The following is a 14,733-nucleotide window of genomic DNA, read 5'->3' on the forward strand; positions in this document are numbered from 1 at the left end:
GCGGCCTTCCTTTCAGGTCTGGGCCATGTCGACGAACCGGGAGTAGTGCCCCTGGAAGGCCACGGTGATCGTCGCGGTGGGGCCGTGCCGGTGCTTGGCGACGATGAAGTCCGCTTCGCCGGCTCGTGGTGACTCCTTCTCGTAGGCGTCCTCACGGTGGAGAAGGATGACCAGGTCGGCGGTTTCCTCCAGGGTGCCGGAGTCACGCAGGTCGCTGATCATCGGCTTCTTGTCGGTGCGCTGTTCCGGGCCGCGGGTGAGGTCGGAGACAGCGACGACGGTGATGTCGAGTTCCTTGGCGAGGGCTTTGAGGCCCCGGGCGATCTCGGAGACCTCTTCGTAGCGGGAGCTGAAGCGGCGTGTCCCGTAGTCGAGGGACTGGAGGGAGTCGACCACGACGAGCCGGACGCCGTTGCGCATGCGCAGGCGTCGGCATTGGGCCCGCAGGTCGAGGAGGGTCGGTGAGCCGGCGTCCTGGATGTAGAGCGGGGCGGAGGAGACGTCGGGCATCCGTCGGGCGAGGCGGCGCCATGCTTCGTCGTCCATCGTGCCGCTGCGCATGTGGTGCAGGGCGACGCGGGCCTCGGCGGACAGGATGCGCATGGCGGTCTCGTTGCGGCCTGACTGGAGGCTGAACAGCACGCTGGGGATTTCGTGCTTGATGGAGGCGCTTCGGAGAAGGGCCAGGGCCAGGGTGGATTTGCCCATGGCGGGCCTGGCGGCGACGACAGACAGGTGGCCGGGCATCAGGCCGCCGGTGAGGGCGTCGAGGTCGGTGAATCCGGTAGGGATGCCGGGCAGGGTTCCGAACCGGCTGCCGATGGCTTCGATCTCGTCGAGGGCGCCTTCCATGACGTCGCTGAGCGGTTGGGCGTGGTCTGCGGGCTGGTGCCGGCTGGTTGCCTGGAAGAAGGCCTGCTGGGCTGCGTTCACGACCTCGTCGGCGTCGTCGATGTCCGCGGCCGTCACCAGGCGCTCCGCCTTGCGGGCAGCTTCCACAGTGGCTCGCAGGATCGCCGCGTCCCTCACACGGTGGGCCAGCGCGGTCGGGTCCCGCCTTGCACCGGATGCCCGCACCAGCTCATGTGCCATGCCGCGCCCGACCGTGTCCAGTTCATGCCGTTGGGCAAGTTCGGCTTCGACCGCGGCGGGGTCGGCGGGTATGCCGGCGCCGAACATGTCGAGGACGACCGAGAACAGCTTCTGGTGGCGGCTGTCGTAGAAGTCGTGTGGTGCCAGGATCATGACCACGTCTGCGAGGGAGTCTTTCGACAGCATCATCGCCCCGAGCACGGCCCGCTCTGCTGTGGTGTCGACGTGTACGACGTCGTCGTCGGTCACAGTTCCCCCCTCACGGAACGGGGCCTGACCCCGCCGGTGTTGCCCCGAGGGTCAGCGTAGTGATCTCTCTGACGCAGGGGCTCGGCGCCATGAGGTTGCGGACTGTTGAGTGGCTGATGTCCGCTCAGATGGTGTCGTGAACCGGTCTCGTTCTTGGAGAGCGCCGATGTGCGCCGTCTACGGGACTGGTCGGCGTGGGCTGCGGAGCGGATGGAGATCAGCCGGCCCTGCTGCCGGCGTTGAAGTCGTACCAGCGGATCGGCCGGTTCCCGAGGCCGGAGGAGTATCCGGAGGCGGTGGTCGACTTCGTGCGCCGCACGGTGGAGCTGCCGGAGGCTACGCCGGTTTTGGTCGGTGGTCGTACGGCGGTGCGGAAGCGGCGGGTGGCGCGTTCGTCGACCCTTGACGGCCTCGGTCTCCTGTCCCGGACCCGGGTGCAAAGCAGGCTCTCGGCGGGGGCGGCGGGCCGGTCCGCTTGCCGGGAATCGGATCGCCATCAACGGGGTTGGTGGGGGGTGAGCCGTTAATTGGAGGGTCATGCGAGCGATTCAGGTGTACGAAGTGGGCGGTCCCGAGGTGCTGCGGGAGGCCGAGGTGGACCAGCCGCGGCCGGGTCCGGGCGAGGCGGTCGTGGAGGTCGCCGCATCCGGCGTCAACTTCCTCGACGTCTACCACCGCGAGGGCCGGTACAGCCTCCCGCTGCCCTTCACCCCGGGCGCTGAGGGCGCCGGCACGGTCGTCGAAGTCGGACCCGGCGTCGCTGACGTCGCAGTCGGGGACCGGGTCGGTTGGGTGGAGATTCCCGGCACGTATGCCGAGCGGGCCGTCGTGGACTCCTCCCGGCTGGTGCCGCTGCCCGACGATATCGGCTTCGAGACAGCCGCCGCCGTGCTCCTCCAGGGCATGACCGCGCACTATCTCGTCAAGGACGCCTACCCGGTTCAGGGGGGCGACACGGTGCTCGTGCATGCGGCTGCTGGCGGCATGGGGCTGCTTCTGACCCAGCTCATCACCCATCTCGGCGGCAGGGTGATCGGCACGACGTCGACCACGGCGAAGGCCGAGCTGGCGAAGCGCGCCGGGGCCGCCGAGGTGATCCTTTCCTCCGCGGTCGACGATCTCGCAGCCGAGGTGAGGCGGCTCAACGGCGGTCAGGGACTGCCGGTTGTCTTCGACGGCGTCGGCGCGCACACCTTCGATGCGAGCCTCGCCAGCCTGCGAACCCGCGGCCATCTCGTGCTCTTCGGCGCGGCAAGTGGCGCCGTGCCTCCGTTCGATCCGATTCGGCTCGCCCACGGCGGTTCGCTGACCCTGATCCGGCCCAGCCTCGGGGACTTCATCGCCGATCGGTCCGAACTGCTCCGACGGGCCGCCGATGTGTTCGAGTGGGTGCGCTCCAAGGCGCTTGAGGTCACCGTGACGGGCCGCTACGCATTGTCCGAGGCCGCCCAGGCCCACAGCGATCTGGAGGCTCGGCGTACCACCGGGAAGCTGCTCGTCGTACCCGATGCGGCCGCCATGGGGCGCCGCGAGGAGACGCAGAGCTGATCGCGGGTGACGAGGTCGGGGATCTTGGAGACCGAGATGTCGAGGGCATGGCCGACCTTCATCGCCAAGATCCCCGACACCGTCAGGCACTCGGCAGGCCGAGATCGAGTTCTGGCGGGTTTCTGGCGTATCCGGGTCACACCCCTTCACGATCCCTCAGCCGAGACCTGGCTCACCCGTCCCCAACCTCCCGGGACAGAACACCTAGGCCGCGATCCGCACCCGCCACGCCCTCCGGGAGTGGAGCGCGTTGTCGCAGTTGTCGCAGTCGGCGCCGGTGTCGAGCCGAACGCCGTCGTCGCACCGCACGTTCGAGCACGACGGCCGGCGCACCAGCCCGCGGTGGGTGATCCACCCGAACCGGTTGCTGATCAGGGCCTCGCCGTCGGTCTCCTCAAGCCGGGGCGTCAGCCGGGCACCAACACCGGTGGCAACGCCGCCTGGCTGGCTGCGTAGGTGAGAACCAGGTGCTGGCACACATTCCGTGAAGCCGGGCCGATCCTCGGTGTCCGAGGCCGCCGACCAGGTGAACCGGCCGGTCGGCGGCTCGCCCCGCGGCGGCCACGAACCCGGACCGGGTGGTTTCACGGAAAGTGAGCCCGAACCGGAACGCGTGAACAAAGCCAGTCGGGCCTGGTGCCATGCCGATGGCGCGATGGCCGAGGGGCGAAGACGGTCGACCGCCAACAGGCCGTGGGTGGATCCCGCGCAGCGGGGTGACCGGCGCCTTCGCGGACGGTAGGGCCGTCCCCGTGCGCAGCAGTACGTCACTCTTCAGGCGCGCGCCCTGAATCGCGCGCAGGTGCGTCGCCCGGATCCGAACCGTGATCGCGCTCTTCGTGGGGCCGGGCGGCGCCCCCCGGTGGGGTGCATCGATCGGTCGCCCCGCCTCTGTGCCGCCTGGGCACTGGGACAGGCCTGGTCCTTCCTCCGTGCTACTGCGCCGGGTCCGCTCCTGCGCGCGGCCCGGGATCGTGGTGTTTCAGGGGCGGGTGCCCATCGGTGGGAAGGCGAGGCCCGTCGGCGTGTTCAGGCCGGTGGCCGGGAGGGTGGTCTGGCCACCGCCTGTCTCCTGGACGCGGACAACCCGGTCGTTGCGGCCGTCGGCGATGTACAGGCCGCCGCAACCATCGAGCGCGAGGCCGAGCGGATCGTTGAGACCGTTGGTGGGGACGGTGGTCTGGCCGCCGTCCTCCGCGATCTTGACCACGCGGTTGTTGCCGCTGTCGGCGATGTAGAGGTCCCCCGTGGCGCTGAGTGCCAGGCCGGTCGGCTGAGAGAGGCCGAGGGCGGGGATCGTGGACTGGCCGCTCCCGTCGCCGGCCACCTTGACGACGCGGTCGTTGACGAAGTCGGAGACGTACAGGTTCCCGGCGACGTCCGTCGCCAGCCCCCAGGGGTGCAGCAGCCCCGTGGTCGGTACGGTCGTCTGGGTACCGCTCGCCAGGGACACCTTCACGACCCGGTCGTTGAAGCTGTCGGCGACGTAGAGATTCCCGGCCTGGTCAAGGGCGAGCCCCAGGGGGCGCGACAAGCCGTCGGTGGGGACGGTGGACTGGCCACCCCCGTGCTCCGTCCTCACGACCACGCGGTTGTTGCCGGTGTCCGACACGTAGAGGCGGCCCGACGCGTCCCAGACCATGCCCGTCGGCCGTACGAGACCCTCGAAGGACACGGGTGTCTGATCGCCGCCTTCCGTAGGCAGGGCGACAACCCGGTTGTTGCCGTAGTCGGACACGTACAGGGGCGCATGCGCGGAGGTGCGGCCGTCCTGCGACGGGGTCGCACCCGCCATCGTCGTGGGCAGCACACACAGCGCCGCGAGGCCCACCGCGACAGCAAGCCGGCGGGCCCACCGGCACGTGGCACGCCCTTTCGAGGGCACGAACGTCACCGTTTCCGGCCTGACCGTCGTACGCACCATGACTCCCCATCGGGTCTGAGCGGCCGGCCCACTGCCGTACCTGCGCCGACCATAGGAAGTGGCGCTGGGAGATGCGGGAACCACGCCGCCCGGCCTCCCCCGGGCCACTCCAATGTCCGGGACGGATGCATGACGGCGAAATCCGGCACCGGATACCGGCCGCCCGCGCTCACGTGATCCCGCCCCGTGAAGGCGAAGCACACAGGGCAGCACGGCCCACCACCGTCCTACCACCCGACCTTGGCAGTCGAGCAGGACACCTGGGTTCAGGATGCGCTACGGGTCCAGGGCGCGGCCTGGCGGCGGTCGAGGAGCGGCCGTTGCAGTGGGCGCGCTCCAGGGCGTCGCGGTCCGTGGAGCGCTCCAGGGCGAGGCCGTCGTAGAGCCGATGGTGGAGTGGCGTTGCTGTTCGACCAGCTCGGCAGCACCGTTCGCGGGCATGTGCGGGCCCTCACTCCGATATCGAAACCCCTCTCCTGGCTCCGACCCAGGGGTGACAGCGCGCCGGCGGGGCGCGCGCGGCATGGGGAGGGAACCCGGGATGAAGTACGTCGCGATGATCTACGGCAGCCAGACCAAGTGGGACGCCATCCCGGCCGAGGCGTGGCCCGAGGCGATCGCCCGCCAGGAAGCCTTCAACACCGAGTACCGGCAGAGCGGTGAACTGGTCGGTGCCTCCCCCGGCAGGATGCCGCGTGACCCGGTCCTGGCGGCGTTCATCCGGGGAGCGGGGGGCGCCCCTGGGGTGAAGGTGTACGAGATCCGCGTACATCGCCGGTTCGAGGAGTTCCGCATGCTCCTGCGGGAGCGGGAACAGGACGCGGGACTGGTGATGACGACCGGTCTGAGCAGGCCTCTGATTGCGGGGTTCGCCGCCCTGTCGGCCTTCGCCATGGGGCTGCACGTGCTGCTGGCCGACGCGCCCGTGCCGTTCGAAGAGGACGGGCGGTTGGCAGCGTGGATCTTCTGGGGTCCGATCGACTGGATGGCCATGGCCGCGGTGTCGCTCCTGTGGCCCCGCGATGACAGACGCCGCTGGCCGGAGCTCGACGCGCACTGCCGAGAGCAGGTGGAACGCGCACGTGACGCCGTGCCGGAGAGCACCCGCCACGCCGTGATCGCCTCGAAGCACCGGCCACTACCGGCCCCAAAGGCCCGGCGGGCAGACAGCCGCCCGAACAGCTCCTGGGCCAACGGCATCGACGGCGTCAACGGCGAATCATGTGGTGGCGAATCATGCGGCGGTTGCGGCGGCGAATGACACGGCCCGGGACTCTCTACCGCTACAGACCTGCCACCAGGACAACCCGCACTTCGGCAGAACACTTCAGCACCGCATCGGTGTCACATCTTCAGTGAACAGCTACTTCACCCATCCCCCACCACCAGCCACAGCCAAGCGCGGAAAACAAAACGCCGACCGCTGAAAAACAGAAGCCGCCCATCAACGTGCGCGGGCGGGTTGTCAGAGTCCGAGGACCGCCATGGCCGCGTTATGGCCAGGGATCCCGCTCACCCCGCCGCCCCTGACGGCGCCCGCGCCGCAGAGCAGGACGTTGGCATGAGCCGTCTCGACACCCCAGGGGCCGATGCCCTCGTCCGCGTAGGGGAAGGAGAGATCACGGTGGAAGATGTGCCCTCCGGGGAGCCGCAGATCGCGTTCGAGGTCGAGCGGCGTCTTCGCCTCGACGCAGGGCCGCCCCTCGCTGTCGAGCGCAAGACAGTCGGCGAGCGGCTCGTCGAGGACCGCGTCGAACTCCGCAAGGGTCGCCTTGAGGAGGGCGGCACGGGTGGTCTTGTTGTCGGCAGCGAACAGCCGGGCGGGGGCGTGCAGCCCGAAGAGCGTCAGAGTCTGGTAGCCGCTCCCGGCGAGCTCCGGTCCGAGGATGCTGGGGTCGGTCAGCGAGTGGCAGTAGATCTCGGACGGTGGCGCGCTCGGCAGCCGCCCCGCGGCCGCCTCGGTGTACGCGGTGGCCAGCTGGTCGTATCCCTCGGCGATGTGGAAGGTGCCTGCGAACGCCTCGCGCGGGTCGACGGAACGGTCTCGGAGCCTCGGCAGCCGGGTGAGGAGCATGTTGACCTTGAGCTGGGCGCCTTCGGCGGGCACCGGCGGCATCTCGCCGAGGAGGGCGGCGAGGGCCTGCGGGGAGGCGTTTACCAATGCGTGCCTCGCAGCGACGACGCCTTCTTCCTCGGCCGTGCGATAGGTGATCTCGGCACGAGTGCCATCGGTCTCGATCCGCACGGCTTCGTGGCCGGTGCGAATCTCCGCGCCGGCGGCGCGGGCGGCGTCGGCGAGGGCGTCGGTGAGAGCGCCCATGCCCCCTACGGGAACGTCCCAGTCACCGGTGCCGCCGCCGATCACGTGGTAGAGGAAACACCGGTTCTGGAGCAGCGAGGGGTCGTGGGCATCGGCGAAAGTACCGATCAGCGCGTCGGTCAGGACGACTCCCCGGACGAGGTCCTCGGCGAAGTTCTCCTCGACGGCCACGCCGATCGGCTCCTCGAACAGCATCCGCCAGGCCGTCTCGTCGGCCACGCGGGCACGGAGCTCCTCGCGGGACGGCAGCGGCTCCGTGAGCGTGGGGAAGACACGCTTGGCCACCTCTCCCATACGGCCGTAGAAGGCCTGCCAAGCCTCGTACTCCCGCTCCGAGCCGGTGAGGGCCGCGAAGGATGCGCGGGTGCGGTCGGCACCGCCGCCGACCAGCAGGCCGGTGTCGCCCTTCGGGGTGTACGACGCGATGGACCGCTTCCGCACGGCGAACCGCAGCCCGAGCTCGCGCACGATCTTCTGCGGCAAGAGCGAGACGAGGTAGGAGTACCGGGAGAGCCGGGCGTCGACCCCGTCGAAGGGCCGGATGGACACGGCGGCGCCTCCGGTGGAGCCGAGCCGTTCCAGGACGAGGACCGTGCGTCCGGCGCGGGCCAGGTAGGCGGCGGCGACCAGTCCGTTGTGGCCACCACCCACGATGACGACGTCGTACGAGCGCTGTGCGGTCATGTCTCTTGCTAGCACGTGGAAATCGTCCACGGAACCCCCCACGGGCGTTGTCACGTGGTCGTCTGAGATGGCTTTGTTCATGTTCGGCGGTTCTGGCACAGCTTCTGTGCAATCGAGCCGGTTCTCGGTGTCCCCGGCCGACGGTTCTGGTGAACCGGCGGGTCGGCGGCCCGTTCCGTGGCAGGCGCGAACCGCGCTGGGAGGGGTTCGCAGAAGCTGTGCCGGAGTCCGTCGTCGTGGACGGGGCCGATCGCCGCGTGTCGCCGTTGCGCGGTGCGTCTCCGGTCAGGGCAGAGTCTGTTCGGCCCAGATGACCTTCCCGGTCTCGGTGTACCGGGTCCCCCAGCGCTGGGCGATCTGCCCGACCAGGAAGAGGCCGCGTCCGCCCTCGTCGGTGTCGGCGGCCAGCCGCACTCGCGGCGCGGTGCTGCTGGCATCGGCGACCTGGCAGATCAGCGTCCGCGCGTAGACCAGGCGTACGCCGATGGGGCCGGCGCCGTACCGGATGGCGTTGGTGACCAGTTCGCTGAGGATCAGTTCGGTGCCGAGGGCCAGTTCTTCCAGGCCCCAGCGGCGCAGGTGGGCGGTGGCGGCGGCTCGGCTCGCGGCTACTGCCGAAGGGTCGGGCGGGACGTTCCATTCGGCGATGCGGTCGGCGGGCAGCGCCTTGGTGCGCGCTACCAGCAGGGCGATGTCGTCGGCCGAGTCGGCCGGGAGCATCGCGGCCAGTACGGCCTGGCAGGTCTGCTCCGGACTGCGCCCGGGGCGGGCGAGGGCGGCGCGCAGCCGGTCCAGGCCGACGTCGATGTCGCTGGTTCGTGACTCCACCAGGCCGTCGGTGTAGAAGACGAGCTGGCTTCCTTCGGGGATGTCGAGCTCGATCGTGGTGAAGGGCAGCCCGCGCAGCCCCAGGGGCGGGCCGGCGGGGGTGTCGGGGATGTCGGTGGTGCCGTCGGGGTTCACCAGGATGGCGGGCAGGTGACCGGCGCGGGCGATCTGGCAGCGGCAGGAGACCGGGTCGTAGACCGCGTAGAGGCAGGTGGCGCCGATGACGGCTTCCTCGCGGCCGCCGGCCGTGTGTTCCTCGTCGATGCGGGCGACGACCTCGTCGAGGTGGGTGAGGAGTTCGTTGGGCGGCAGGTCGAGTATGGCGAGGTTGTGCACGGCGGTGCGCAGCCGGCCCATGGTGGCGGCGGCGTGCAGGCCGTGTCCGACGACGTCGCCGACCACGAGTGCGACCCGGGCGCCGGACAGCGGGATCACGTCGAACCAGTCGCCGCCCACTCCGGCGTGTGCGGGAAGGTAGCGGTGGGCGGCCTCGACGGCGTCCTGCGCCGGCAGCCCGCGCGGCAGCAGGCTCTGCTGGAGGGTCGCCGCGAGCGGGTGCCCGCCGCTGATGGCGGCCACGAGCTGTTCCTGGCTGGTGTACCGGGCTTCGAACACCCCGCCGTTGCCGCCCAGGCGGAGCACCGTGATGCGGTCGGCGACCGCCTGGACGTCGTCGAGGTTGTGGCTGACCATGATCACGGCATGGCCCTGGTCCCGCATCCGGCGGATGAGGTCGAGCATCCTCGAGGTCTGTTCCACGGTGAGGGTCGCGGTCGGCTCGTCGAGGACGACCAGGTGGGGGTGGCCGAGCAGTGCCCGGGCGATGGCGACCGTTTGGCGCTGGCCCAGGGTGAGCGTGCTGACGGGAACCCGGATGTCGGGGAGGGCGAGGGCGAGCCGGTCGAGCAGGGCGAGTGAACGTTTTTCTATTTCGATCTGCCGCAGGACCCCGAACCGGCGCAGTTCGCGTCCGAGGTAGAGGTTGGCGACCACGTCCAGCCGGTCGATGAGTGCGGGGTCCTGGTAGACGGTGGCGATGCCGAGCCGTTGGGCATCGGCAGGCCGGCGCAGTTCGACGGGGACGCCTTGCCACTCGATGGTTCCCGCATCCGGTGGGGTGACTCCGGATACGGCCTTGACCAGGGTGCTTTTACCGGCTCCGCTGTCGCCGACCAGGCCGAGGACCTGACCGTGGTCCACCTGCAGGTCGACCGAGTCGAGGGCCACGACCCCGCCGTAGTGCTTGGTGATCCCTCGCAGGGACAACAGCGGACTCCGGGGCACCTGCCCACCTCCACCTTCTCCACGGCCCGTCGGGGGCAGTCGGTCCACCGCCCCGCCCTGCCCCGGGCAGCTCTCTTGCGAGAAACCTGTGGCACGGGTTGTCCACCCTGGCACCGGCGCCGCGGGCGGTGGAGATGGGACACGCGGGCGCACCCCGTTCGGCTCACGTGGCTCCTGGGGCCTGGTGTCGTCGGCGAGGAGTTCGCCGGCAGCGCACCTGTCTGCCCGAGGCGTCTCCTGCGGCTGCCCGGCGGGTTCGGGCGTACGGGTTCCTGCTGCGTGGAGAAGAGTCCGTGGGGGTGTTCCATGGCCTCGCGCTCCACCGTCCAGGATCATCTGAATGCGGTTTCTCAAACGGCTGACGGGCGGCGTGGGGCCGGTTCTGCCACTCGGCCATCCCCTCGGGACCTTGTCGGTGATCGTGGAGATCGTCTGGCGCGGATCGTGGAGATCGTCTGGCGCGGATCGTGGGGATCGTCTGGCCCGGATCGTGGGGATCGTCTGGCGCGAGACGTCGGCGCCATAGATCTCGGCCCGGTGGGCCTGGATCCCGCCCGTGGTCAGCCCCTTCGCGGACAGCGCGATGACCATCTCGTCCACGCCGGTCAGGTGCTTCTGCCGCTTCTGCCGCTTCTTCCGCTTCTTGACGATCTTCGGCTCGAACGATCCGTCCCGGTCACGCGGTACGGATGTCCCCACCGGCCTCCTCCCCCGTCTCCAGCGCGCGGGCCGCCGCCCGGCACTCCGGCGGCGCCTGCGGGTCCTCGCGGACGGCCCGCAGGAGGACCGGGACCGGCATCGTCGCGAGCCGGTGCCGCCAGGCAAGGTGACCGTGCGCGGCTGCGTACCGGGCCGTCAGGACCTCGGCGGGGGTCAGTTCGGTCCCGGACCGGAGCAGCAGCGTCGCGATGCCCCGGTGCGCGAGACCGTCGCAGATCTGCTGTGGGGTGACGTGGTTGCTGCGGTGGTCGTCGTGGACCTCGTACAGGAGGCCGTACACGAGCCGTTCCTCGCGCGGGGTGGCCGTGGCGGGCAACGGCGTCCGCCACCACAGCGACTCGACGCCGGCCGGCGAGACCGGCACGGGCAGTCCGCAGGCCAGCGGGCTCGGGGCCACCGCCAGCCGGATCGCGCCGAGCGCCACCGCCCGTTCCGACAATGCGCGGTGGAACGCGAGCCCTTCGGCTGCCTCCGACGTCCATACCGGCACCCGGGCCGCCTCCGCGACCTGGTCGGTGGTTGGCCCGTCCGTCCAGACCAGCGCCAGCCCACCCCCTGTGTCCGCCTCGACGGCGAAGGCCGTCCCGAACCTCTCGCCCAGCGCCGCCGCCAGGGCCTCGACCGTCGTACGCCGGGCATCCGTCATGCCCCGAATCTAGCCCCCGCCACGCAGAGTCACCCTTGGGAGAAGTTGCTGCGTGCCACGCGCCATGGGGCCAGCCCCTGTAGGAGTGCCATCAGCCCCGCTCGTCCCCCGCGGGCGTCACCGCCCTTCCCCCTGGAGAGCACCGTGGATCTGAGTGCCACCGGCGACCCCCTCGTGGCACAGGACGACCCGCCGGTCGGCGTCTACCTCGACCACGAACACCTGCTGAGCGACGTCCTCGGCGTCCTCGACGTCCTCGGCGTCCTCGGCGTCCTGGAAATCGATGCAACTGCGTCGGGCCCAACCCGGCACAACGGGATGCCAGTGGGTGAAAAAAGGGGGGCGGAGGCCTCGCGCACGATATCGCCGTGCGGGGCGCATTGTCGTTCCGGGCCAAGCAATGGACACACGGGGATCACCGTGCGCCATCCCCCGCAAGCCGACCGTGAGACCCGCGCCGGCCTCCTCCCCCGCCGAACGCGGGAAACGGCGCGCGAGGGAGAAACCCCTCGCGCGCCGTTCGCCACTCCCCACAGACACGACCTACGCGTTTCAGTCGCCGTGGCCCGTACCGCCGCTACCGAAGCCGCCGCTTGAGATGCCGCCCCACTTGCGCCTCTCCTCACTGGGCGGATCGGCCGAGGCCTCGCCACAGTTCTTCAGGTTGTAGGGCAAGAGACGGTGCTCCCCGTCGGTGTGTGGCATCTCGGAGGGCTTCCGGTACTCGGACGTCTCACCGGGAAGCCGGCTCGTCTCGGGCCGGTGCGGCTGGGTCTCGGGGTCCGGGGGTGGCAGCTCCCTCCTCGTGAGCCTGACCCCCAGCACGAAAGCACCGATGAGCACGACGACCACGATCAGGCCGCCGAGCACCTGGGCGAGTCCGGATTGCCAGACACCGGCAGCCAGTCCTTGCGCTGCGAGGGCGTGGGTGGTGTTCATGGAAGTGTCCCCAATCGTCGAACCCCTGGCCGAAAGGCGAGGCCCGGTAGGGTGTTTGTTCCGTCGGGTACCTCCGCGACGCGCCGTGCGACCGAGGGGCAGGGGGCGACGAGGCGTAGGAGAACCAGCGTCTCTCCGGCAGGCCCGTACGGCCAGTCGCATCGTTCTTGCATCGTTGTGGCGATTCCTTGTTCGCGCACCCCTGGGTCGGCCTCCGGTGGACCGATCCGCCACCGTCCCTCTGCTCACGGAGGGCTTCGGGTTTCGGGTTTCGGGCTTCGGGCTTCGGTGGGCAGCGCCGACCGGCGCGGTCCCGTATCGGCGCGGATGGCGTTCGCCGCTCCCTCTTCAACCTCGCGTACGTCGCGATTCGCCCGGGTGCTTCCCGCCGCGCCTTCGACGCCTGTCTCAGCGGGCCTCGCGCCGGTCGTTCGACCGTTCGGCAGTGGAGCGGTCTATCAGCCTCTCCTCGATGCGCCCGCCCTCGCCGAGGAGCCCGGTCTGCTCGAAGGAGTGGTCCCGCATGAGCCGGGGCAGCGTCCGCCGGGAGAGCAGGTCGACCGCGAGGGGGAAGAACGGCCGTCCCGCCTGGGCGAGCCGCAGCCATGGGGGTGCGTAGACGGAGGCGGAACGTCGCTCGACGCCCCGCACGAGCCAGGACGCCACCTGGCCCACCGGGTAGACGCGGCGGGCGGGGGCCGGCATGTGTCCGCGCAACTCGCGCAGGACCGTGTGGCGGTCGACGTCCTTGACCATGTTGGTGTCGGTGTCGGTCCAGTGCAGGTACGCCACGCCCACGCCGACACCCCGGTGGACCAGTTCGGCACGGACGGAGCGGGCGAAGGCCTCGGCACCCGCCTTGGAAGCGCAGTAGGCGCTCATCATCGGGGCCGCGCCGAAGGCGGCCGTCGAGGCGACCTGGAGGAAGTAACCCCGGGTGACGAGCAGACCGGGCAGGAAGGCTCGCGCGGTGACCGCGCTGCCCACGAGGTTGACCTCCACGACGCGACGCCAGAGATCGAGGTCGGAGGACTCGAAGGGGCCGCCTTCCGCGACCCCGGCGTTGGCGATGACGACGGACGGGGCACCGAGCTTGCGCGTGACCTCTGCGGCAGCTCGCCGCATCCCTGGTTCGTCGGTGACGTCGACCTCCACGACGCAGCTCTCGGTGTCGAGCGTCACCGCGACCGCTTCGAGAGTGGCCTGTTCCCGTCCCAGCAGCGCCACCCGCATGCCGTGTCCGGCGAGCAGGCGGGCCAGGCCGGTGCCCAGACCACGGGCGGCGCCGGTGACGACCACACTTCGCCCTTGCAGTTCCCAGGAGCGGGTCACGGGGGGGGACCTCCATCGGTGTGGGTGAGCCGAAGCCGCCGTGGCGCGTCCGGCCCGGCACGTCGACCGCAACAGGCGGCTTCCTGCTTCCTGCTTTCTGCCTCTCTTTGGGGTACTTCTTCGATAGAGCGGGCGCCGGATGCGGGCTGCCGCAACTCCCGGATCGTCTTCGTGATGATCCCGGTCGCGATCACCGTCCGCGGGAACTGGAGACCCGAAAAGGGGGACCCCGTCATGGACGTCCAGACCCTGACCGCGTGGCTCAAGAGCCACGCGGTCAGGGTCTGGAGAGCCGAGGGGACGCCGGGCAGATTTCCACCCAACTCGCTCTGATCACTGGTGTGTTGCCGGTCGGTGCTGGTCTGCTGGTCCTTGCGATGCGCTCCAAGCTCCCACAGGAGTTCGGCATCATCAGCGGCGGCCGAGACGCCGCCAGTCCCACCGGCACTTCCCACGATCAGGAGAGCCCGTGACCCAGCACCCCGCCCCCACCGACCAGCCGCCCTGGACTCCCTTCGACGAGTACCTGTGGCACACCTGCGAGATCGTCGCCGACATCGTCCAGGGGCGGCTCGACCGTCGCCCGCTCGTCGCGACCGTCGCCCCGCTGCCCCCGGGCGACCGGGCGCTGGTCACCGGCCCGGCCCGGTCTTTCAAGTGGACGGCTCTGGGCGACGGCAGCTACCACCACACCCAGATCGTGGCTGCGGGATCGCCGGCGTTCGTGCTCGGCAGCCTCCTCGGCTCTGCGGCCGGCAACTCCTCACGGCGCGCTGCGGCCGCCCGCGACGCTCAGCCGCGGTGGGTCGCCGGGGATCCCGGCGAGGTGACGGTCAGTCGGATGGGGGCGTTCATCATCCATCCCGTCAAACCGGCCGACTCGGTCCTCCTGTACTGGTCCGGCCTGCGCTCGATCGACCTGGTCGCGCCCGACGTCTTCCACACCCATCTCGTCACCACGGACGGGGCCCAGGTGGCGATGCGCATCGCCACCCCCTGGGCCTCTCTGATGTTCGCCCTCGCCGCGCTCACTCGGTTCCCCGCGCACCCCCGTCTTCTGGAACGGGGATGGCTCCCGCCGGGGTTCGAGCAGCGCAGCGCGGCCTTCGGCAGGCCCTGTCGGCCGGCCACCGACCTTGTCCTCGGCGGAGGAGGAACGTGAAACCG

10 protein-coding genes and 3 pseudogenes are annotated in these 14,733 nt (G+C 70.4%); 3 read left to right on the forward strand and 10 right to left on the reverse strand.

The window, feature by feature from the left end; genetic code table 11:
• Positions 1 to 12 precede the first annotated feature (12 nt).
• Positions 13 to 1,341 (reverse strand): replicative DNA helicase, encoded by a 1,329-nt coding sequence (gene dnaB / locus ACFQ8C_RS12465; protein WP_383455457.1) that lies wholly within the window; start codon positions 1,339 to 1,341, stop codon positions 13 to 15.
• A gap of 537 nt (positions 1,342 to 1,878) precedes the next feature.
• Between dnaB and ACFQ8C_RS12470 the strand changes: the two genes are divergently transcribed.
• A complete protein-coding gene (locus ACFQ8C_RS12470; RefSeq protein WP_383455459.1) occupies positions 1,879 to 2,889 on the forward strand; it encodes a quinone oxidoreductase family protein in 1,011 nt (336 codons plus the stop codon).
• A 982-nt stretch (positions 2,890 to 3,871) separates the two neighbouring features.
• Here ACFQ8C_RS12470 and ACFQ8C_RS12475 read toward each other — a convergent pair.
• The gene (locus ACFQ8C_RS12475) at positions 3,872 to 4,564 is read right to left on the reverse strand and encodes an SMP-30/gluconolactonase/LRE family protein (protein WP_383455461.1); all 693 of its coding nucleotides are present in this window, start codon (positions 4,562 to 4,564) and stop codon (positions 3,872 to 3,874) included.
• A gap of 790 nt (positions 4,565 to 5,354) precedes the next feature.
• On the opposite strand from ACFQ8C_RS12475, the gene ACFQ8C_RS12480 reads away from it, so the two are divergent.
• Complete coding sequence (locus ACFQ8C_RS12480) at positions 5,355 to 6,074, forward strand: hypothetical protein (protein WP_383455463.1); 720 nt, start codon at positions 5,355 to 5,357, stop codon at positions 6,072 to 6,074.
• Positions 6,075 to 6,278: 204 nt separating this feature from the next.
• On the opposite strand, the gene ACFQ8C_RS12485 is transcribed toward ACFQ8C_RS12480, so the two are convergent.
• The 8 genes and pseudogenes from ACFQ8C_RS12485 to ACFQ8C_RS12520 form a co-directional block, all read right to left on the reverse strand.
• Positions 6,279 to 7,817 (reverse strand): phytoene desaturase family protein, encoded by a 1,539-nt coding sequence (locus tag ACFQ8C_RS12485; protein ID WP_383455466.1) that lies wholly within the window; start codon positions 7,815 to 7,817, stop codon positions 6,279 to 6,281.
• A gap of 285 nt (positions 7,818 to 8,102) precedes the next feature.
• Positions 8,103 to 9,203 (reverse strand): annotated as a pseudogene (locus ACFQ8C_RS12490) (SpoIIE family protein phosphatase); the annotation flags it as partial.
• Between the two features lie 222 nt (positions 9,204 to 9,425).
• Positions 9,426 to 10,265, reverse strand: a pseudogene (locus tag ACFQ8C_RS12495) (ATP-binding cassette domain-containing protein); the annotation flags it as partial.
• Positions 10,266 to 10,302: 37 nt separating this feature from the next.
• Positions 10,303 to 10,673, reverse strand: a pseudogene (locus ACFQ8C_RS12500) (transposase); the annotation flags it as partial.
• Entirely contained in the window at positions 10,606 to 11,295 is a 690-nt protein-coding gene (locus tag ACFQ8C_RS12505) for a hypothetical protein (RefSeq protein ID WP_383455468.1), read from the reverse strand. The pseudogene ACFQ8C_RS12500 and the gene ACFQ8C_RS12505, both read right to left, overlap by 68 nt.
• Positions 11,296 to 11,412: 117 nt before the next feature.
• The gene (locus tag ACFQ8C_RS12510; protein WP_383455471.1) at positions 11,413 to 11,607 is read right to left on the reverse strand and encodes a hypothetical protein; all 195 of its coding nucleotides are present in this window, start codon (positions 11,605 to 11,607) and stop codon (positions 11,413 to 11,415) included.
• Positions 11,608 to 11,847: 240 nt separating this feature from the next.
• Positions 11,848 to 12,234, reverse strand: coding sequence for a DUF6479 family protein (locus tag ACFQ8C_RS12515; protein ID WP_383455472.1), 387 nt, complete (start codon positions 12,232 to 12,234; stop codon positions 11,848 to 11,850).
• 408 nt (positions 12,235 to 12,642) lie between these two features.
• Complete coding sequence (locus tag ACFQ8C_RS12520) at positions 12,643 to 13,566, reverse strand: SDR family oxidoreductase (RefSeq protein WP_383455474.1); 924 nt, start codon at positions 13,564 to 13,566, stop codon at positions 12,643 to 12,645.
• A gap of 469 nt (positions 13,567 to 14,035) precedes the next feature.
• Between ACFQ8C_RS12520 and ACFQ8C_RS12525 the strand changes: the two genes are divergently transcribed.
• On the forward strand, positions 14,036 to 14,728 hold the full coding sequence (locus ACFQ8C_RS12525) for a hypothetical protein (protein WP_383455476.1): 693 nt from the start codon (positions 14,036 to 14,038) through the stop codon (positions 14,726 to 14,728).
• Positions 14,729 to 14,733 lie beyond the last annotated feature (5 nt).

This window comes from Streptomyces sp. NPDC056503 (assembly GCF_042794995.1).
Lineage (GTDB): Bacteria > Actinomycetota > Actinomycetes > Streptomycetales > Streptomycetaceae > Streptomyces.